Origin of the sequence: Rhodovulum euryhalinum (assembly GCF_004342445.1) — a bacterium.
In the GTDB taxonomy this organism is placed as follows: domain Bacteria; phylum Pseudomonadota; class Alphaproteobacteria; order Rhodobacterales; family Rhodobacteraceae; genus Rhodovulum; species Rhodovulum euryhalinum.
In genome coordinates this window covers 141376-159679 of record NZ_SLWW01000005.1, presented here as the reverse complement: position 1 = coordinate 159679, position 18304 = coordinate 141376, and the positions used below count along the sequence as shown (strand labels likewise).

Annotated in this window: 16 protein-coding genes; 11 read left to right on the top strand and 5 right to left on the bottom strand. The window is 69.1% G+C overall.

Going from position 1 to position 18304, the window contains the following annotated elements:
• On the bottom strand, nucleotides 1-2217 hold the full coding sequence (locus EV655_RS07830) for a hypothetical protein (protein ID WP_132543541.1): 2217 nt from the start codon (nucleotides 2215-2217) through the stop codon (nucleotides 1-3).
• Between the two features lie 102 nt (nucleotides 2218-2319).
• Between EV655_RS07830 and EV655_RS07825 the strand changes: the two genes are divergently transcribed.
• From EV655_RS07825 to EV655_RS07815, 3 genes are all read left to right on the top strand, one after another.
• On the top strand, nucleotides 2320-2805 hold the full coding sequence (locus tag EV655_RS07825; RefSeq protein ID WP_132543539.1) for a hypothetical protein: 486 nt from the start codon (nucleotides 2320-2322) through the stop codon (nucleotides 2803-2805).
• A 77-nt stretch (nucleotides 2806-2882) separates the two neighbouring features.
• Nucleotides 2883-3191 carry a hypothetical protein gene (locus EV655_RS07820; protein ID WP_132543537.1) on the top strand — a complete coding sequence of 103 codons (309 nt, stop codon included), beginning with the start codon at nucleotides 2883-2885 and terminating at the stop codon, nucleotides 3189-3191.
• On the top strand, nucleotides 3191-3805 hold the full coding sequence (locus EV655_RS07815; protein ID WP_165905301.1) for a hypothetical protein: 615 nt from the start codon (nucleotides 3191-3193) through the stop codon (nucleotides 3803-3805). The genes EV655_RS07820 and EV655_RS07815 overlap by 1 nt, the downstream gene beginning before the upstream one ends.
• A gap of 6 nt (nucleotides 3806-3811) precedes the next feature.
• Here the strand turns inward: EV655_RS07815 and EV655_RS07810 are convergent, their stop codons facing one another.
• Genes EV655_RS07810 through EV655_RS07800 form a run of 3 tightly spaced genes read right to left on the bottom strand, consistent with a single transcriptional unit; the run spans nucleotide 3812 to nucleotide 8102 of the window.
• Nucleotides 3812-4669, bottom strand: a complete 858-nt coding sequence (locus EV655_RS07810) for a hypothetical protein (RefSeq protein ID WP_132543533.1) — start codon at nucleotides 4667-4669, stop codon at nucleotides 3812-3814.
• Entirely contained in the window at nucleotides 4666-6000 is a 1335-nt protein-coding gene (locus EV655_RS07805) for a tetratricopeptide repeat protein (RefSeq protein ID WP_132543531.1), read from the bottom strand. Before EV655_RS07805 ends, EV655_RS07810 begins: the two co-directional genes overlap by 4 nt.
• On the bottom strand, nucleotides 5997-8102 hold the full coding sequence (locus EV655_RS07800; RefSeq protein WP_165905300.1) for a caspase family protein: 2106 nt from the start codon (nucleotides 8100-8102) through the stop codon (nucleotides 5997-5999). Before EV655_RS07800 ends, EV655_RS07805 begins: the two co-directional genes overlap by 4 nt.
• A gap of 202 nt (nucleotides 8103-8304) precedes the next feature.
• Between EV655_RS07800 and EV655_RS07795 the strand changes: the two genes are divergently transcribed.
• The 8 genes from EV655_RS07795 to EV655_RS07760 all read left to right on the top strand — a co-directional run bounded on the left by EV655_RS07795 (nucleotide 8305) and on the right by EV655_RS07760 (nucleotide 17390).
• Nucleotides 8305-9297: a radical SAM protein gene (locus EV655_RS07795; RefSeq protein ID WP_165905299.1), complete on the top strand. Its 993-nt coding sequence runs from the start codon at nucleotides 8305-8307 to the stop codon at nucleotides 9295-9297.
• A complete protein-coding gene (locus EV655_RS07790) occupies nucleotides 9297-10586 on the top strand; it encodes a galactosyltransferase-related protein (protein ID WP_165905298.1) in 1290 nt (429 codons plus the stop codon). The genes EV655_RS07795 and EV655_RS07790 overlap by 1 nt, the downstream gene beginning before the upstream one ends.
• On the top strand, nucleotides 10583-11413 hold the full coding sequence (locus EV655_RS07785; RefSeq protein ID WP_132543523.1) for a hypothetical protein: 831 nt from the start codon (nucleotides 10583-10585) through the stop codon (nucleotides 11411-11413). The genes EV655_RS07790 and EV655_RS07785 overlap by 4 nt, the downstream gene beginning before the upstream one ends.
• 138 nt (nucleotides 11414-11551) lie before the next feature.
• Nucleotides 11552-12067: a DUF2478 domain-containing protein gene (locus tag EV655_RS07780; protein WP_132543521.1), complete on the top strand. Its 516-nt coding sequence runs from the start codon at nucleotides 11552-11554 to the stop codon at nucleotides 12065-12067.
• 136 nt (nucleotides 12068-12203) lie between these two features.
• A complete protein-coding gene (locus tag EV655_RS07775; RefSeq protein WP_132543519.1) occupies nucleotides 12204-13352 on the top strand; it encodes an efflux RND transporter periplasmic adaptor subunit in 1149 nt (382 codons plus the stop codon).
• Nucleotides 13353-13367: 15 nt separating this feature from the next.
• The gene (locus EV655_RS07770) at nucleotides 13368-16472 is read left to right on the top strand and encodes an efflux RND transporter permease subunit (RefSeq protein ID WP_132543517.1); all 3105 of its coding nucleotides are present in this window, start codon (nucleotides 13368-13370) and stop codon (nucleotides 16470-16472) included.
• Between the two features lie 88 nt (nucleotides 16473-16560).
• Nucleotides 16561-16899: a hypothetical protein gene (locus EV655_RS07765; RefSeq protein ID WP_132543515.1), complete on the top strand. Its 339-nt coding sequence runs from the start codon at nucleotides 16561-16563 to the stop codon at nucleotides 16897-16899.
• Nucleotides 16896-17390 carry an ImmA/IrrE family metallo-endopeptidase gene (locus EV655_RS07760; protein ID WP_132543513.1) on the top strand — a complete coding sequence of 165 codons (495 nt, stop codon included), beginning with the start codon at nucleotides 16896-16898 and terminating at the stop codon, nucleotides 17388-17390. Before EV655_RS07765 ends, EV655_RS07760 begins: the two co-directional genes overlap by 4 nt.
• Here EV655_RS07760 and EV655_RS07755 read toward each other — a convergent pair.
• Nucleotides 17375-18268, bottom strand: a complete 894-nt coding sequence (locus tag EV655_RS07755) for an IS1 family transposase (RefSeq protein WP_132543511.1) — start codon at nucleotides 18266-18268, stop codon at nucleotides 17375-17377. The two genes, EV655_RS07760 and EV655_RS07755, sit on opposite strands and share 16 nt — an antisense overlap.
• Between the last annotated feature and the right edge of the window lie 36 nt (nucleotides 18269-18304).

Here is an 18304-nt window from a genome sequence, read left to right as displayed (position 1 = left end):
CTAGCCGCCGCAATCGGCGGGATGGGGCCGCCGGATATGGGCGAGGTCGGCAAGGTAGCGCGCGGCCTCATCGGCGCCGTTCGTGCGGGGCAACCGTGCGCAGGCCCGGCGCAGGGCCGCCTGCCGGTCTGGGCGGGCGATTTCTTCCAGCCCGCGAACGATGTCACAGGAATTCGCCGTCCTTGCCGCCAGCGCAAGCCCGCATATCCGCGCGTAATCCGCCCTCAGCCATTGCTCGTCCTGCTCGTGATGCTCGTTCGACAGGAAAAGCGTGGGCAGGCAGGCGGCCAGGTTCTCGTGGAAGGTGTTGTAGCCCGCCATCGCCACCGCAAAGTCGAAGGCGTTGAGGAATCGCGCAAAGGGAAAGCTGCGCAGCCCGATCATGCCCTCGGGCGCGTCGCCCTCATCGCGGCCGATCTGCCACTGGCCCAGCACGATCTGCGGCGGCGGCCCGGTTTCCGCCAATGTCCCGGCGATCAGCGCGCGCAGCCCGTCGGTGCGGATGTTGTTGCCGGCGCCAAGCTGCAGGAACACCGCCGGCCGGTCGGGATCGAGCCCCAGCACCACCCGCGCGGCCTGCCGCGCCAACGCCTCGTCCTCGCGCAGGTAGCGCACCGGTGCCACCTGCAGCACATGGCCCCCGCTGCCCCGGGTCGGGCCCCGATCGAACGGCGCGGCGATCTCGCCCGGCTCCAGGACCGCGTCGAACCTGTCCTGCCGCGCGACGAAACCCTGCCCCGCGCCCGGCGGCCACATCGCCCGGCGAAGCCAGACCGACCAGAGCCCGGGGAACTGCTCGACTGCGCCGGTCACGCCCTCGTAGGGGACGTTGGCGTCCAGCACGACAACGCGGGGGCGGTAAAAGCGGATCATCTCGGTCAGTTCTGCACGCAGGTTGGGATGCCACACCTCCTGCGCCATGCCGGTGCCGCGAAAGAAGGGGACGTATTCGGCCATGATCCCTTCGTCCCGCACGACGGAAAAGGCGCGCGACATGGTGGCGATCACCGGCTCGGCACGGTCGCGGTGACGCCGCGCCAGCGCCAGCGCCCGGGTCAGGTGGCCCATGCCGATTCCGTTCGAGGTGACATGCAGGATCCGCGGCAGCCGGTGCCCGCGGCCTGTGGCGGGCGCGGGCAGGCTGGCTGTGGGCGGGCTGGCTGTGGGTGGGCCGATCCGGGCCGCGACACGCGCCACCGCGACCTCGGGCGCAAAACGTTCGCGCAGGACGGCGATGGCCTGCTCGGACTGCCGGGCATAGTCAGCGGGGTTTGCGTGCAGCGCCCGGACGCGCGCGGCCACGTCTCCGGGCGCACAATAGATCGCGCCCTCGGCGAAAAGCGGTTCGAAGTCCGGCGGCAGAAGGCAGACGAGACCCGCCCCCATCGCCTCGAGGATCGACCGGCCGAACGCCTCGATCCATGCGCTGCCATGGAAATAGCCGAAATAGTCGATACCGGCGAGGAACCGCCCGACCGGAACCGCACCAAAGGGCAGTACCTGCCAGTTCCGCGGCAAGGGCCCCACGACCTGTGCCAGCGCGGGGCCAAAGCCAAGCAGGCGCACCTCGATATCCGGGGCGTCCGGGTAGGCAGACAGGAAATCGGCGCGGCTCCCGGGCCATTTCACCGGGTCGGGGCGGCTGTGGCGGCCCAGAACGGGGCGCCCGCCCAGCGGGCCGGGGCGTGGCCGCCCGATACGGCCCGGCGCCAGCACCCCGACCCAGTCCTCGGCGGCGAGGGGCGGCGCCGCGTCCAGCCCGGCGAAGGCCGCCCGCACCTTGGGGCCGACCGGTGCCCAGTCGGGCTCTGTGCCGAGCAATGCCCCCGTGACCGCACGGACCGCAGCGATGTCGTATTGCGGCACGCCCTGGGCGTCGACCGGCGGATGATGGACGACGAGGACCGCCGCGCCCGCCTCGACATGCAGGGGCTGCGAGGGATGGCGCGCGAAACAGGCCGGATGGTGCAGGCAGGCAAGGCGCGCCCGGATCCGTTCTTCGGGAGGGACCAGCGCCACCTGGCCGGCCTCGATCAGTCCGGCGATCTCGGGGTGGAAGGCGCGGTGCCGTGCGAGGAACGGCGCCTCGACGGGCAAGAGCAGCACGCTGTAGCCCGCTTCGGCCAGCGCCGCGATCTCGGCCGCGGTGCTGGTCGAGGTGCCGCCGGGGAAACGGAAATCGCCGACGACCAGGACGTCCGTCTCGACGATCGCCACCTTGCGCCTCCCCTCTGGCAAAGCCTCGGGGAATCTTGGAATATCCGGGCAATCGAGTCCAATCGTTTCGCAACCCAGACCCACGGGGGCCACTGTGCAGGCATGATCGGACGGTTCAGGCAGGCCCTCGCGGCCGGACGGCGCGCTGTCGCCGAGACCGGGCCCTCTGACCCCGCACCGCAGCCGGTGCTGGCATTGCTTGCGCTGGACGAGACCGGCCGCTGGGTCGAGGGGATGCGCGACCGCCACCTTGCCGCGGCGCGCGCAATCGGTGCCCGCGCGCTGTTCGTGCTCAGCCCGCACTCGGCCCGGGACTTCGCCGGCGCGGGCCTGCTCTGCGAATTCCTGCCGCTGCCCGAGGATCTGGCGCGAACCACCGGCGACGGCCCCGGGGCGATCGCGCTTTACCGGCAGAACCGGCTTCGGCTGATCCTGGACAAATGGGGCGTACAGGAGTGTCGCTGGGCCGGCGACAGCGCGGCCGACCTGGTCGCAGCCTGGTCGCCGGAGCGCGACCCGAGGTTGCGGCCAATCCGCTTTCTTCCCGCCCCTGGCGGCCGGAGTGGGGGAACCGCCGTTAACCATTAGGAAAATTGCAGAGTATCTGCGATCCTGTAATGCGACGGCCCCGCATGTCGGCGATTCGAGACGCAAGGGGGGACAGCATGGCCAGACTCAGCCGTTGGGCGATCTTCATGAGGGCGTTCCTGATGGCCTTCATCGCGGTCCAGCCAAGCCGCGCCGGCGGTGCCTCGCCCGGCGAGGACCAGGCATGGCGGCAGGCGCAGAGCCAGAATACCGCGCAGGCCTATTACGAATATCTCAGCAGGTACCCCGCCGGCAGCTACGTTCAGGAGGCGATCGACTCGCTGGAGCGGATGGGCGCGCTGCGCACGCCACCCGCCACCCGGCAAATGCCCGCACAGGACAGGCAGGGCGTCCGGGAAGCCGATTCGCCGCGGAGTGTCTATTGATGCGCAGCGCCGGTTCCCCCTTCCGCAACACCCCCCGCCCTGCAACGGCGGCCGTGGCGCTGGTTCTGGCGTTCGGCCTTTCGGCCTGCGCAATGGGGCCCGGGGATGGCCGGCTCGGCTATGTTGCACCCAGGGCATCCGATACATCTGGCGTGGGGATCGAGGCACAGTCCCCCGCGGAGGCCGCGCGCCTTGTCGCCGAGCGGCTGCGCGCGGGCGGGCTGACCGTCACCTCGGTCCGTCCCGCCAGCGGCCGGGTCGCTGCGCGGGCGAGCGATGCCAGCCTCGTCGATTGCGGCAGCTTCCTGCAACGGGCTTACGGCAACACCTCGCGCTTTGCGGCGACTGCGCCGCTGGCCGTGGTGTTTGCCGACGACCAGCCCGGCGGCATGGTCCGCCGCGAGGCCCGCGTGGCAAGCCGGGTCCACCTTTCGACCGGCGACGGTTCCGTGCGGATCGCCGAGCGGCACCGCGTCACCCTGCGCCAGCTTTCCGCCGACGGCGGGCGGGTGCTGTGGTCGGAAACCCGCGACTTCACAGAGTCCGGGCCGGTGCGGTTCTCGGACGGAACCACATGCCTGTCCTCGGGCCGGGTCGCCGCGCTGTTGCGCTGAACGCGTTCAGGAGTCTGAAGGCCAGATCATTGCGGCCGCACGGCTGTAGCGATCGGAAACAGCAGCGCCCTGCGCCCCCAGATCACCGGCATCCCGGATGAAATCCTGCCACATCCCGGGTGGCGCCCAGGGCGACAGCATCGCCTTGATCGCCCGGCTTTGCCGCCGGTCCAGGGCCTGAACCGGCAGCCCGGTTTCGGCCCGGACAAGGCGCGCCAGTTCGCGGATGCGGCGGGCCGGCGCGGCCTGGTCGGACATCAGCGGCGCGGCCTCGGCCCAGCATGCCTGCACGCTGCCGCGTCCCAAAAGCGCGTGCAACGCTCCCAGCACCCACCACACCCCGTTCAGCGCATCCGCCCCCAGCGAGGCGCCCAGCGCCGCGCGGGCCCGGGCGGCCGTGGCCCCCGGCGGCGGCAGCGGCTGCCCGGCTGTCAGGCCAAATCCCGCTTGAAAGGCCCGCTGGGGCGCATCGTTGGCGGTGAAATCGCCCACCCCCTGCGGCACCAGCAACCCCGGTTCGGGCAGCGGCGCGCCATCCCGCAACCGTTCGACCGGGATCAGCCGCAGCCCGCGCGGCACCATCAGCCCGGTGATGACGCCGCGGCTTGGATAGGCAAGGCAGAGCCGCGCCTCGACAAACGCGCGCTCGGGCATCACCGCCTCGGCCGCGGGCGCGGGCAGCACATCGGCGTCGATCACCGCCACGAGGTCCGACCCCGCCGCCGCACTTGCCGCACGCGCGGCCTCGGCGATGTCTTCGGCCGACACGACGGGCGCATCGGCAAAGCCCTGGGCCCGGGGCAGCGGGGCCATCTGCCCCGGCGCCGCGATCCGCAGCGCGGGCACGTCGCCCAGCAGGATCATGCCGCGCTTCCCGCCACGTCCGGCCCGGCATAGCCCCGTTCCGCCGCCAGATCGAGCAGCGCCTCGATCCGCGCCGCGGCCGCCGCATCGCCCGGCCCCCGGGCCTTCAGCATCTGCGCCAGGTGATAGGGTGCATGGCGGCTGCCAAGCGCGGTGGCCGCAAGGTAATGGCGCTCGGCCTCGGCCGGATCGGGCGCGCCGCCAAGGCCCAGTTCGTGCAATCGCCCGAGATTGGCAAAGCCGGACGGATGGCCCAGGACCGCGGCGATCTCGAAACACGCGCGCGCCGCGCCGATATCGGCGGGCACGCCCCGGCCCTTCTGGAAGGCGCGCCCCAGCCCGTCGATGGCCGCAACCGAGCGTGCGGCGGGAAACAGGCCAGCGCTGGCCACCACCGCGCTTTCCGCAGGCCCAAGCGTCGCCAGCGCCAGCCGATCGTCGATCCCCTCGATCGCCTCGCCCAGCGCCTCCGTCTCGGCCGCCAGCCGCGCCGCGTCCCAGGTCACGCCGGTCAGGGGGCAGCGGCTGCCGCCCGGCCCGATCCGCGCCAGCACCTGTCCCTGCCAGAACCGCCGCATCCGGTCGTGATCGTTGATCTCGGTCACGTCCCAGCACCACCATGCAAGCCGCATCCATAGCGCAAGCCGTGCCCCGTAGATCACCCAGGCCCCGTGCCTTGCATGGGCACCGACCGAGCCCCAGACACACAGGGTCCGGCCCAGCGCATCGTCGAAGGGCCGGACGGCGGGGGCCGGTCGCGCGCTCTCCTCGGCGCGCAGATGGGCAAGGAACGCCGCCTCGCGGAACCCGGCGCGAAAGGCGTGGAAGGGCGTGCGCGCCGGGTCGGTCTCGACATGGCAGCCCGGCATCGGGATGTTGCGCGTGACCCCCGCCCGGATGCGCCCGATATCGGCGTCCAGCGAGACCCGCCCCCGCGGTGCGGCCTCGTGCGAGCGCATCGCCAGAACCAGGTCGCGCGGCCAGAGCTTGACGCAGCCATTGCCCGAGACCAGCCCGTTGACCGCATTCCGCCCAAGCCAGTCGATGCGGAAGGCGGGATTCAGGTAAAGCCCGGGCACCGACAGATCGAAAAAGCCGGGCGCGACCACACTGTCGGCATCGACGGTCAGGAACCAGTCGGTGCCAGCGGCCTCGGCTGCGGCGACATGGCAGGCGTTCAACCCCTTCACACCGTGAACCCGCAAGGCATCCGGGCGCAGCGCCCGTAGCGCCGCCCATGTCTCGTCGGCCCAGGGCTCGTCGTAGGACATCAGGACCACCGGCACATCGGCCAGCCGCAGCCCGCCCCGCCCCGGCGCCGGTCCGGTCATTCATGCACCAGGTTGAAATCCAGAAGTCCGAATTCAGCGATCCAGTCGGCGGCGATCCGTTCGCCCTCCGCCCGCTGTTCGGCGGTCATCCGCGGCAGCAGCGCGTCCATCCTGGACTGCGCGTCGGCGGCCTCTTCGCGCGACTTGGCGGTGTCCTTCAGCAGCCCGGCATCGCGCGCGATGATGTAGTTGGCCAGCGCCTCGGGCAGGTCGGGCGCGATTCCCTCGACCCCCGCCAGGATGTCGCCGATATAGGTGTAGGCCTGCAGAAAGCTGCGCTGCGCGGACAGGCGGAAATAGGCCAGCGCCTGGGCCGGGTTCCGGTCCACGCCCCAGCCGGTCAGGAAGGCCCGGCCAAGGTGGAAGGCGGCATAGGGATTGCCCTGCTCGCTGGCATGGCTGAGCCAGGTCAGGCCGCGTTCCAGATCGCGCTCGACCCCGTCGGCCTTCATGTAGGCCAGTCCCACGGCGGACATCGCGTCGGTATGGCCCAGGGTCGCCGCCTTGAGATAGTAATCGACCGCCCTGGCGGGGTTGGCGGGGCCAAGCTGGCCGCGGCGATACATGTCCCCCAGCGCGCTCATCGCCGAGGCATTGTCCGACATTTCCGCCAGTTCGAACCAGCGCCGTGCCTCGGTATGGCTTTGCGGCACGCCCCAGCCCTCGCGGTAATAGATACCCATCGTCACGCGCATCTGCTCGGACCCCGCCAGCGCCCCCAGGCGCACCGCATCAGCCGCTGCCTTCAGGTCCACCGGAACATCCAGCCCCAGCCGGTGAATCTCGGCGATGCCGCCATAGGCGGCGGCGCTGCCGCGCCGCGCCGCCTCGTGGGAGAAATGCAGAGCCTCGGGAAAGCGGTGTTCCAGGAACAGGACTCGCGCAAGCAGGCCCAGCAGCCGCGGGTTCTCGGGATCGTTGCGCACCGCCCCGATGCAGGCGCGCAGCGCGGCGCGCGTGTTCACCAGGTCGTGCGGCACCGGCTCGACCAGGCTCAGCCCGCCCTCGACCCCGGTCGCCAGCACGTCACATTCGGTGATGATCGAGCGCAGCCCGCCGGGCACCTCGGGATTGGCCTCGGGCAGCCCCAGGTCCATCAGCGGAAATCCCGGCGCGCCGCCTGCACCGAAATCCTCGAGCTGGCGCCGGGCGGCCGAGGCCTGTTCGGTTTCGGGAAAGAGGTCGATGAAGGTCTCGAAATCGCGGGGATCGGCACTGTTGACGATGGTCCACCAGGCCGTCGCGGCCAGCGAGACCTGGCCATGGCCAAGACCCGGCAGGGCGGCGGCGGCGCCAGCAGACCGGCGGGGCTGGATCATGATCGGGCGGGCGGAATTGTCGATGAACCAGGGGGTCTGGTTGCCCCCCGTGGCCAGCCGCACCTGCGCCCGAACCAGCCGCAGCACGTCGCGGATGTCCTGTTCCGGCCCGTCGAGCGCCGAGGCCAGTGCGGCCGTATAGGGGCTGTTGGCACCAGACCCATCCAGGGCGATCTCGCCCGGCGCTGTGGAATAGGCGATGATCGTGTTGTCCGGCGCATCGACCAGCGCAAGGCCGGTGCCGATCGCGGCCTGCCCCGGGAAGGGCGAGTTGCGGCAGGAATCCAGGATTACCACCAGCGTCTCGGTGCCCATCCCCCGCATCTCGCCGATCAGCGCATTGACCGATACCGCGCTGCGCGCCAGATGCGCCGCGTCGCCGGTCCGGAGGTTCGAGGGCAGCGCATAGTTGACCCCGCCTAGCTGCACCCCGTGCCCCGCGAAATAGAAAAGGCCTAGCTCGCTGTCCCGCTGCTCGGCCGCGATCCGGCGCCGTGTCGCCTCGATCTCGGCAAGGTCCGGGTTCTCGAGGTAATAGACCTCGAACCCCATCTGGTTCAGCGCCCCCGCCATGGTGCGCGCGTCGTTCACCGTGTTCGGCAGGTGCGGGATTGCCGGGTCGTCATAGCGCGACACCCCAAGCACCAGCGCCCAACGTTCATCCGCAAGCCCCGCCCCCGCCAATGCCGCCCAGATCCCGAGGCAAAGCGCCGGGAGGCGTCGAACCGGCCCCGCCATGCGGCGCGGGCGGCGGGGCGTGGTCGGAGGCGTGGCGCTGGACATGGCGGGTTTCCCATCGGTCATGCGGTCGCGCGGCCGATCGTTCCGGCGGCACGGCACCGCCAAGTATACGCCAAGCGGGGGTGCCGTGGCAAAACCTGCATCCTGCCCCGGTGCGATTGGGGCCCGGTGCGATTGGGGATTGCCCTGGGGGCCCGGGACGCGCTTCCATGGTGTCAGTCCGGCCGGAACGCGAGGTGAGGCTTTGCCCGAGGATCTGTCCGCTCTCGACCGACCCGCGACGGTCCGCCATGCCGAGCCCGAGCATGCGGGCGTCGTGCTGGTCGACTGGATGCTGGGCAATTCCTGCAACTATGCCTGCAGCTATTGCCCGTCGGCGCTGCATGACGGGTCGATCCGCTGGCAGGCGGCGACCGACATCCTGCGCTTTCTCGATGTGCTGCGGCGGCATTACTGCGGCACGCTTGGCCGTCAGGTCTGGCTGCAATTCACCGGTGGCGAACCCAGCCAGCATCCGCGGATCGACACGATCCTGGCCGAGGCGCGCGCCCGCGGCTTCCGGTCCAGCCTGATCAGCAATGGCGGGCGGACGCTGCGGTTCTGGGACAGGATCGCACCGCTTCTGGATGGCATGATCCTGACCTATCACGACGAGTTCGCCGACCACGCCCGGTTCCTCGACCTCGCCGTACTGCTGGCCGAGGCGATGCCGCTGCACATCAACATCACCATCCACCCCGACCGGTTCGATGCGATCCTCGCCCGCGCGCTGGAGATCTCGGAGACGGTGCCGCTGGCCTCGATCTCTCTCAAGCCCCTGCGGATCGGCTTTGGCACCGATCCCTATGCCTATACCGACGACCAGCGCGCCCGCATGCAGGCGGCAAGCAGGGGCGCGGGGCCGCGCGGCACCACCGCGCCCCGGGGCGTGATGTGCGCCATCGCCGAGGATGGGCGCCATGCCGTGCAGAAGGCCGCCGCCTTCCTGCTGACCGGCCGCAATCGCTGGCACGGCTATCTCTGCGAGGCGGGCATCGAATCACTGCGGGTCCACGCCGACGGCCGGATCCTGCGCGCAACCTGCGGCGTCGGCGGCACCCTGGGAAGGCTTGGCGGGCCGGTCGACCTGCCGCTTTCACCGGTGCTGTGCGACCGCGACGCATGCGGCTGCGTGGCCGATATCCTGATCACCAAGCGGGACATTGGCGCGCTGAATCGCGCAACCGGGCTGGCATGATGGCAAGGCCGGTCGATCTTTCGCATGTCGCGGTGATCGTGTCGGTCAAGCCCGACTCGCCCGACCGGGTGGCCAACCTGGCCCGGCTGCGGGACTATTATGCCGCGATGACCACGGGCGCCGAACTGGTGGTGGTCGAGCAGGGCGCGCAGCCGGCGCTGGACCTGCCGGTCGGGGATGATCTGCGGCTGCTGTTCCGCCGGGACGACGGATGCCACTGGAAGACGCGCAACATGAACCTAGGCGCTGCGGTCTCGGCGCGGCCGTATCTGCTGCTGTCCGATTGCGACACGGTTCCGCACCCCGCCGCGCTGGCCGAGGGGATGGCGCGGCTTGGCGCAGGCGCGGATGCCGCCCATGTTCACAACGGGATCGTGATGAACATCTCGCGCCGCCGGGCCGCTGCCCTGACCGGCTGGGCTGCGTTCTTCGATTCCGTCCGGACCGTCGCGCCCGAGACCGTCGATCACCGGAACGCCTGCCCCGATCCCGACCTCTACCCGCTTTATGGCGACGACCGTTACCGCGCCGTCGGCGGGGCGATCTTGTGCACGCGCGCGGCATTCTTCACGGCAGGCGGCTGGAACGAGAATTTCGTCGGCTACGGCCATGAGGATCGCGAATTCGATCTGCGGCTGCGACGACTTGGCCATGCCGTCGCACGGGTCGAGGGCTGGAACCTCTACCATCTCGACCATGCCCGCGGCATCGACAGCCGCTATGCCTCGGCCTTCTGCCGCCTGAACGAGGCAGAATTCGAGCGCGTCGCCGCCATGAGCCCCGAGGCGCTGCGGACCTATGTCGATGCGGGCTTCCGCGCGCTGTCGTTCGACCACCGGCACGATTATGACCGCGTCAGCACCGCCGACGAGGAAAGCTGGCGCAGGCGCGCACCCCGGGGGATCGACCTGTCCGACCTTGTCATCCTGGTGCTCGCCGATGCGCGTGTGGTGCGCTATTGGGACTCCTGCCTTCGGGACGTCCTGGACGATCTCGAAACCGGATTTCGCAACTACGAGGTCCGGCTTTGCGAGACGGGCGGCACCGATTTCAGGCATATCCACAGCAAGCTGAACATCGTCTACCGCAGCTCTCCGGCGGGCTTCGACGCCGCCGCGCTGGCCGCGATCCTGACCGAGACCGGGCGGCCGCTGGTCTACAGGCTGCGGCTTGTGCCCGAGGCGGCGGCGCAATTGCAGCGGGTGACCGCGCTGTTCGACCGGGTGCGGGCCGGTACGCCGCCCGCCGAGGTTTTCGCCCCCAGCGCAGCCGGGGCTGGCGCGGCGTGAACGCGATCTATCTCTGCTTCGATGATGGCGCCCTGCCCTGTGCGCGCGCCTGCCTGAACAGCCTTGCGCAAAACGCCCCCGGCCACCCGCCGCTTCTGGTCGATTACCGGGGCGCCGATGCGGGGATGCTGCGGCTTCTGGCAGAACGGGGCGCCACGCGCCTGCCCGCAGTGGCGCCGCCGGAATTCACCGCCCTGCTGCGCCCCACCCGCGGGCGCGATTGCGCGCGGCACCGGTTCGGTCTGTGGCGCCGCGCCTTCGACGGATATGGAACGATCCTGCATCTGGATGCCGACATGCTGGTGCTCGGCCCGCTCTACGCGCCGTTCGCCGCCCGGCAGCCCGTCTTCGTGGCAAACCACGAGGCCGATCCGGCGGTGCGGGTCTTCGAGTCGCGCTGGCGCGACGACCCGGTTCTGAACGCCCGCCTGGCCGAAGACGGCCTGCCCTTCCCCGAGGGGCCCGACGACATGGCGAACGCCGGGTTCTTCGCCCTGCCCGCCGCGTTCCGGACCCGCGCACACCTGGCCGGGCTTGCCCGGCTTGCCGAACGCTACGCCCGCTGGTTTGCCTATGCCGACCAGAGCCTGCTCTCGCTCTGGCTGTCCGCGCAGGGGCTGCGCCCGTCGCGGGACTTTCGCTGGAACTTCCAGACGCCCTTCTTCACCGACCCGACCGTGCAGGTGCCGTTCGAGCAGATCCGCGTGCTGCATTTCAGCAGCCCCCGCAAGCCCGGCACGCGCGCCTTCGCCCGATGGGACCGCGCCGGACCCGACCGGAACCGGATCGAGGCGCTGTTTTGCCACTACCGCGATATGGCCCGCTGACCACGGCGGCATGACGCGCGCGGCGCGGGCGGGGCGGGCAGCCCCGGCAGGCACGGCCTTGACTTCCCTGCCCCGACCGCCTTTCGGTGGCGGCATGGACTGGGTGGGCGGCGGACACCCGCGCCGGGGGAGGATCATATGCGGCTTGCAGCGCTCAGGGACCCGAGCGGCGGCCTTGTCGACCAGATGATGCGCGACACGGCCGATTGGCTTCTGGCCGAGGGGCGCGTGCCCGTGGGCGCCGTGCGCGATGCCGCGCCGCTGGCGGGGGCGCATCCGTGCGAGATGCGTCTGCGGGTGCTGCCGGATGGCCCGCGGATCGGCCTCGACCAGCCGCTCGGACCCGGCGCACGCGGCTGCCGGCTGGACGCCGATGCGCTTGAACGCGCAGCGGCCGAAACTGAACGTCGCCTCGCCCGGCCGGCGGACATCTTCCTTTTGAACAAGTTCGGGCGGCAGGAAGCCGAAGGCCACGGCTTCCGCGGGACGATCGCCCTTGCGCTTGAGCGTGACCTGCCCGTGCTGGTGGGCGTCGGCACGTTCAGCGGCGCGGCGTTCGACGCCTTCGCAGGCGGCCTGGCCGAGACGCTGCCGGCGGATATCCGGGCGGTCCGTGCCTGGTGCCGCGCGGTGCTGGGGCTTTCCCACCGGTGACCGCGGCTGCCTGCGGGCGGTACGGCTCACGGCCCGCTCTCCGACCCGTGAGCGTTGCGGAAAGTGACATCGCACGACACGCGCTATAATCTTTTGACAAGCCGCAGCGCGCGGCGCCCTGTGGATGGAACGCCCGATGCTCCGGCAACTCGCCCTTTCAGCCCTTGTCGTGCTGGGCACGCTTGCCCTCTGGGTCGCCTATGTCCCCTCGGCCAAGCCGGTGCTCGACCGGATGGGCGTGCTGGACATGTTCGGGATCGAGGCAACGGCACCCGGCGCCGGGGACACCGGGCAACCGCGGCGCGGAGGCGCCACGGCGGTGGTCGTCGAGGAGGTGGCCGAGGGCCGGATCAGCGACCGGGTGGCCTCGATCGGCGACGGCAAGGCGCTGAGGACCGTCAACGTCCGTGCCAAGGCCGCCGGCGAGGTGATGGAGCTTGGCTTCGAGGACGGCGCCCATATCGAGGCGGACAGCCTGATCCTGCGGCTGGAGGACGAGGCCGAGAGGATTGCCGTGGAACGCGCCCGGCTGATGCTGGAGGACGCCCGCGACGAGGCCCGGCGCCTTGCCCGGCTGGAGAATACCGGCGCGGTGACCGAGGTCAGCCGCCGCGCGGCGGACCTTGCGCTGCGCACCGCGGAACTGGCGCTGCGCGAGGCGCAATTCGACCTCGACCGGCGCAGCGTGTTCGCCCCGATCTCGGGCTGGGCGGGGGTGGTCGACCTGGCCGTGGGCGACAGCGTCTCGGCGCAGGACATGCTGGTGACGATCACCGACCGGTCGCAGATCCTGATCGATTTCCGCGTCCCGGAACGCGTGGTGGGCCAGATCACGCAGGGGATGCCGCTCGAGGCACGCCCGCTGGCGATGCCCGACACGGTGCTCAAGGGAACGGTGCATGCCATCGACAACGTGGTGGACCCCGCCAGCCGCACGCTGAGAGTACAGGGGCGGCTGGCCAATGACGCGGACCGGCTGCGCGCGGGGATGGCCTTCGAGGTGATCCTGCGCTTTCCGGGCGAGGCGCTGACCTCGGTCGACCCGCTGTCGGTGCAATGGTCGGCCGAGGGCGCCTATGTCTGGGCCGTGCGCGAGGGCAAGGCGGCCCGCGTGCCGGTAACGATCCGCCAGCGCAACGCCGACAGCGTGATTGTCGAAGCCGATCTGGAAATCGGCGAGCCGCTGGTGACCGAGGGCGTCCAGACGCTGCGCCAGGGCATCGAGGTCAGGATCGTGGCGCCGCAGGCGGCACTTGCCACGGGCTCTGGCCCGGACCGGCTCTGACGGAGGGCGAACCCGATGCTGGAGGAAGCCACGCGCGCAGCCGAAGGGGGTGGCCCCGCGCTGTTTGTCCGCCGCCCGATCCTGGCGCTGGTGGTCAGCGCGCTGATCGTGCTGGCGGGCTTTGCCGCGCTGTTCGGCGTGGAAATCCGCGAATTGCCGAATGTCGACCGCCCCGTGGTCACCGTCACAACCGATTTTCCCGGCGCTTCGCCCGAGACCATCGACCAGGAGATCACCAGCCGGATCGAGGGCGCCGTCGGGCGGGTCGCGGGCATCCGCTCGATCTCGTCGAACTCGCGCTTCGGGCGCAGCCGGGTCACGCTGGAATTCAGCGAGAGCATCGATATCGACGTGGCCGCTACCGACACACGCGACGCGGTTGCCCGGATCGAGGGCCAGTTGCCCGAAGGCGCCGAGGATCCCGAGATCGTCAAGGCGGATGCCGATGCCGAACCGGTGATGCGGGTCGCTGTCACCTCGTCGCAGCGCACCGCGCAGGATCTGACCCAGATCGTTCAGGACCGGATCGAGGACCGGCTGGTCTCGGTCGAGGGCGTGGCCGACCTGCGCATCTATGGCGACCGCGAGCCGATCTTCCGCGTCGATATAGACCAGGCCGCGCTCGCCAGCCGCGGGCTGACGCTGGCCGATGTGGCGCGCGCGCTGGCGGATGCGGGCTTCAACGCCGCCGCGGGCGACCTGGAGGGCGACCGGCAGTCGATCAACGTGCGCACGACCGCAATGGTTGCCTCGGCCGAGGCATTCGAGGACCTGCGCATCGCCCCGGATGTCGAGGTGCGCGACGTGGCCCGCGTGACGCTTGGCCCCGCGCCGGACGAGACGATGCTGCGCGCCGACGGCCAGACCGGGATCGGCATGGGCGTGGTCCGGCAGGCGGGCAGCAACACGCTGGACATCTCGCGCAATGTCCGCGCCGTGGTGGCCGAACTGGACCGGACGCTGCCCGAGGACATCAACATCTTCGTCACCTCGGACGACGCGGTCTTCGTCAACGGCGCCATCATCGAGGTGCTGAAGACACTGGGCCTTGCCACGGCAATCGTCGTCCTGGTGATCTTCCTGTTCCTGCGCGACGTGCGCGCGACGCTGATCCCGGGGCTGACCATGCCCGTGGCGCTGATCGGCACGCTGGCGGCGATCTACATGGTGGGCTTCTCGGTCAATATCCTGACGCTTCTGGCGCTGGTGCTGGCCACCGGGCTGGTGGTGGACGACGCGATCGTGGTGCTGGAGAACATCGTCCGCCGGCGGTCCGAAGGCATGGGGCCGCGCGCCGCGGCCGTGCTGGGAACCAAGCAGGTGTTCTTCGCCGTCGTCACCACCACCGCGACGCTGGCCGCGGTGTTCGTACCGCTGTCGTTCCTGCCCGGACAGGCGGGCGGGCTGTTCCGCGAGTTCGGATTCACCCTGGCCATCGCGGTCGCGATATCTTCGGTCGTGGCGCTGACGCTCTGCCCGGTGCTGGCCAGCCGGATGCTGAGGGCCGATACGGGCGGGCCGGGGCGCGGGCCGCTTGCCTGGCTGGGCGCGGCGCTGGCCGCGCTGTACGCCCGCACGCTAAGCTGGGCGCTTGCAGCGCCTCTTGTGGTGGTGGTGGCCGCGGGGCTGTTCGCCCTGACCGCGCTGCTGGTCGCGGGCGGCATCCGGCAGGAACTGACCCCGCGCGAGGACCGCGCCGTGGCGTTGCTGCGGATCACGGCGCCCCAGGGCGTTTCGCTGGATTACACCCAATCCAAGATGCGCGCGATCGAGGACGCGGTGACGCCCCTGCGCGAGGCGGGCGAGATCGTCAGCGTCTTCTCGATCGCGGGGTTCGGCGCGGACAATCGCGGGTTCATGGTGTTCCGGCTGGCGGACTGGGGCGACCGCGCGCGCAGCCAGGACGAGATCGTCTCCGAGATCAACGGCAAGCTGCGGCAGATCGTCGGCGTGCGCGCCTTTGCGATCCAGCCGAATTCGCTGGGCATCCGCGGCGCGGGCCGCGGCCTGAGTTTCGCGATCACCGGCGAAAGCTATGACCGCCTGGCCGAAATCTCCGAGTCGCTGGTCGAACGGATGGAGCAGGAACCGGCCTTCGGCGAGGTGCAACTGGAATACGAGACGACCCAGCCCCAGCTTTTCGTCGAGATCGACCGCACCCGCGCCGCGGACCTGGGCATCGACATCACCGGGCTGGGCGAGGCGCTGCGCGCGGTGCTGAACGGGCGCACGGTCGGATCGGTCTTCATCGGCGACCAGAGCTTCGACATCCAGTTGCTGTCCACCTCGACCCCCGTCGACGATCCGTCCGACCTGCAGAACGTCTTCGTCCAGACCTCTGACGGCCAGATGGTGCCGATGTCGAGCTTCGTGCGGCTCGAGGAACGCGCCGTCGCGCCCGAGCTTGACCGCGAGAACCAGAGCCGGTCGGTGGAGATCTCGGCCGGCCTGACGCCCGACCTGGCGCTGGGCGACGCCCTGGCCCGCGTCGAGGCGCTGGCTGCGGACCTGCTGGACGAACAGAACCGCATCGTGCCGCTGGGCGAGGCGGCGACGCTGAACCAGACCAATGCGGGGCTTCTCATAATCTTCGGCTTTGCCATCGCAGTGGTATTCCTGGTGCTGTCCGCCCAGTTCGAAAGCTTCATCTCGGCGATCGTGGTCATGGCGACCGTTCCGCTGGGGCTGGCCTGCGCGGTCTTCGCGATGCTGTTCACCGGGCTCAGCCTGAACGTCTATTCACAGATCGGGTTGGTCATGCTGATCGGGATCATGGCCAAGAACGGCATCCTGATCGTGGAATTCGCGAACCAGCTGCGCGATGGCGGGACGAGTGTCGCACAGGCGGCGTTCGATGCGGCCACGATCCGCCTGCGCCCGGTGATGATGACGATGACCTCGACCGTGCTGGGCGGCGTGCCCCTGATCCTGTCGTCGGGCGCGGGGGCCGAGGCGCGCGAGGCGCTGGGCTGGGTGATCGTGGGCGGTCTGGGGCTTGCGACGATCTCGACGCTTTACCTGACGCCGGTCGCCTACCTGCTGCTCGCCCGGTTCTCGACCCCCCGGGCCGAGGAAACCCGCCGTCTCGCCCGCGAACTGGAAGAGGCGCTGGCGGGCTGACGGCCGGTAGTGGGTCAGTTTGAAATCAGAAAAATAGTTGCTGGGCGCATCGGCAGTCGGTAAGCCGTCTTGGGGGAGGCTGGCGGACATGGGTTCTGAGGAAGTTACCAGAAGTGTGGTGGAGTTTGCGGCCCAGACGGGGCGCCTGGACCTAGTATCGTTGCTTTTGGCGATAGTCAGCACTATATTGGTACTGGGTGGTGTCTTTGCTTTTTTGAACTTTCGCTCCATCGCGAAGGCACATGCTATCGTGCAAGCCAAAGAAACAGCCGAGGCTACCGCGGAGCGCGTTACCAACGAATATTTGCAGCGAGAGTTACCTGATTTGCTAAAGGCATACAGGTCTTTTCTGGACTCTGACGATGTGAGCAACGAAGCCGCAGACCAGATGGCTGGTGCGCAAGACAACGGAGGCAAAGTCGAATGAACCTGTCTGACCAGTGGGATGTACTGACGGAGGCTCGTAGAACGTTGCCCGTTCCTGTGAAGTCGCTGCCAGCGATGCTTGGGATCAAGATGAAGCCGGCTTTCCTGCCGTCAGGCATATCTGGCATGCTCGAAAAGAATGGTGAAAGCTTCTTGGTCACAATAAACGCTGCTGACCCAGACACTCGTCAAAGGTTCACTTTGGCGCATGAGCTTGGGCACTACATGCTGCATCGACACCTTATAGGAGACGGCCTTGACGACGACCGAGCCTACCGCAGCACTGAGGTCGGAAAGTATCACAATACGCTTATCGGGCCGAAAGAAGAAACAGAGGCGAACAAGTTCGCTGCCAACCTACTGATGCCTCGTGAAGCAATCGCCCGAGAGCGGGAGAGACTTGGGAACGACGTCTCAAAAATGGCTAATCTTTTTGGGGTCTCAGAGCACGCCATGTCAATCAGGCTTGGGGTGCCTTACCCTCGGGCCTGATTTCGCTTCTTGTACGGCCCGCGCTTTTTGGGTGCGAGTTCTGCCGCTTCCACCAGCGCCACCAGATCCTCAACATCCCACAGGCGGTCAGTCACGCCAGCAGCCATAGCAGGCGTCATGCGCAGCGTCTTGTGCGTGCGGCAGAAGTTGTAGTGCATAAAGTGCAGGGCCACGGCATAGGCGTGGTTCTCTGCCTTCTTGGAGAAGGCGTTAGTCAGTCGGGTGAAGCGGCGCATACCCATGCGCATGGTCAGGTTTTGGCGCTCTAAATGCGACGTTCCGACTTGCGCCATGTCGGGCTTACCGAAGATCGCTTCCTTAATGGTGCCAGTGCATTCGGCGGGGCTATACTTGCGCTCATGGCCCTTGGTGCCGGTCGGGTCGCCATACTGCTTGATAAGCATCGCATAATCCACTTCACCGGAGAAGGCATCGGCCACTGCCTTGAGGTAGGCTCCATGCCCGTCCGTGGTCAGTTGGACGCGGGTAGCTAGACGGTCAGCCAGATCAAACATGAACTCGCGCGCGGTAGCGGCGGAGCGGTCGCCTACGGTGTAGCTGATCATCAGCTTGCTATCGCGGTCCATGGCGGTCCAAGTCCAGATATCGCCAGCGTCTGCCGGAGCGGCCTTAGCTTCCGCGACGTTGCGCTCCTTGGCATAGCAGAACGACCAGATTTCATCGGCCTGCACATGCGAGGCCTTGACGCCACGAACGTGTCCATCGTGGTAAGCGGCGCAGGCTTTCCCAGCGTCTTTCAGAAGCTTCGTGACTGTGTTTTTCGACACGTCCGCGATGCGCGTGGTGGCGCGGATGGAGTTGCCTTCCACCAGAAGGCGGAGGATCAGGGCGCGAGTTTTGGTGTCGAGCTTGTTCATGGCCTGACCATATTTCAAAATGATCTTTGGTCAAGC

Bases quoted from the DNA above. Each gene is read 5' to 3' on its own strand.
- EV655_RS07825 (WP_132543539.1), top strand. From the start codon at position 2,320: ATGATCGGACGGTTCAGGCAGGCCCTCGCGGCCGGACGGCGCGCTGTC.
- EV655_RS07820 (WP_132543537.1), top strand. From the start codon at position 2,883: ATGGCCAGACTCAGCCGTTGGGCGATCTTCATGAGGGCGTTCCTGATG.
- EV655_RS07815 (WP_165905301.1), top strand. From the start codon at position 3,191: ATGCGCAGCGCCGGTTCCCCCTTCCGCAACACCCCCCGCCCTGCAACG.
- EV655_RS07810 (WP_132543533.1), bottom strand. From the start codon at position 4,669: ATGATCCTGCTGGGCGACGTGCCCGCGCTGCGGATCGCGGCGCCGGGG.
- EV655_RS07805 (WP_132543531.1), bottom strand. From the start codon at position 6,000: ATGACCGGACCGGCGCCGGGGCGGGGCGGGCTGCGGCTGGCCGATGTG.
- EV655_RS07800 (WP_165905300.1), bottom strand. From the start codon at position 8,102: ATGTCCAGCGCCACGCCTCCGACCACGCCCCGCCGCCCGCGCCGCATG.
- EV655_RS07790 (WP_165905298.1), top strand. From the start codon at position 9,297: ATGGCAAGGCCGGTCGATCTTTCGCATGTCGCGGTGATCGTGTCGGTC.
- EV655_RS07780 (WP_132543521.1), top strand. From the start codon at position 11,552: ATGCGGCTTGCAGCGCTCAGGGACCCGAGCGGCGGCCTTGTCGACCAG.
- EV655_RS07775 (WP_132543519.1), top strand. From the start codon at position 12,204: ATGCTCCGGCAACTCGCCCTTTCAGCCCTTGTCGTGCTGGGCACGCTT.
- EV655_RS07770 (WP_132543517.1), top strand. From the start codon at position 13,368: ATGCTGGAGGAAGCCACGCGCGCAGCCGAAGGGGGTGGCCCCGCGCTG.
- EV655_RS07765 (WP_132543515.1), top strand. From the start codon at position 16,561: ATGGGTTCTGAGGAAGTTACCAGAAGTGTGGTGGAGTTTGCGGCCCAG.
- EV655_RS07760 (WP_132543513.1), top strand. From the start codon at position 16,896: ATGAACCTGTCTGACCAGTGGGATGTACTGACGGAGGCTCGTAGAACG.
- EV655_RS07755 (WP_132543511.1), bottom strand. From the start codon at position 18,268: ATGAACAAGCTCGACACCAAAACTCGCGCCCTGATCCTCCGCCTTCTG.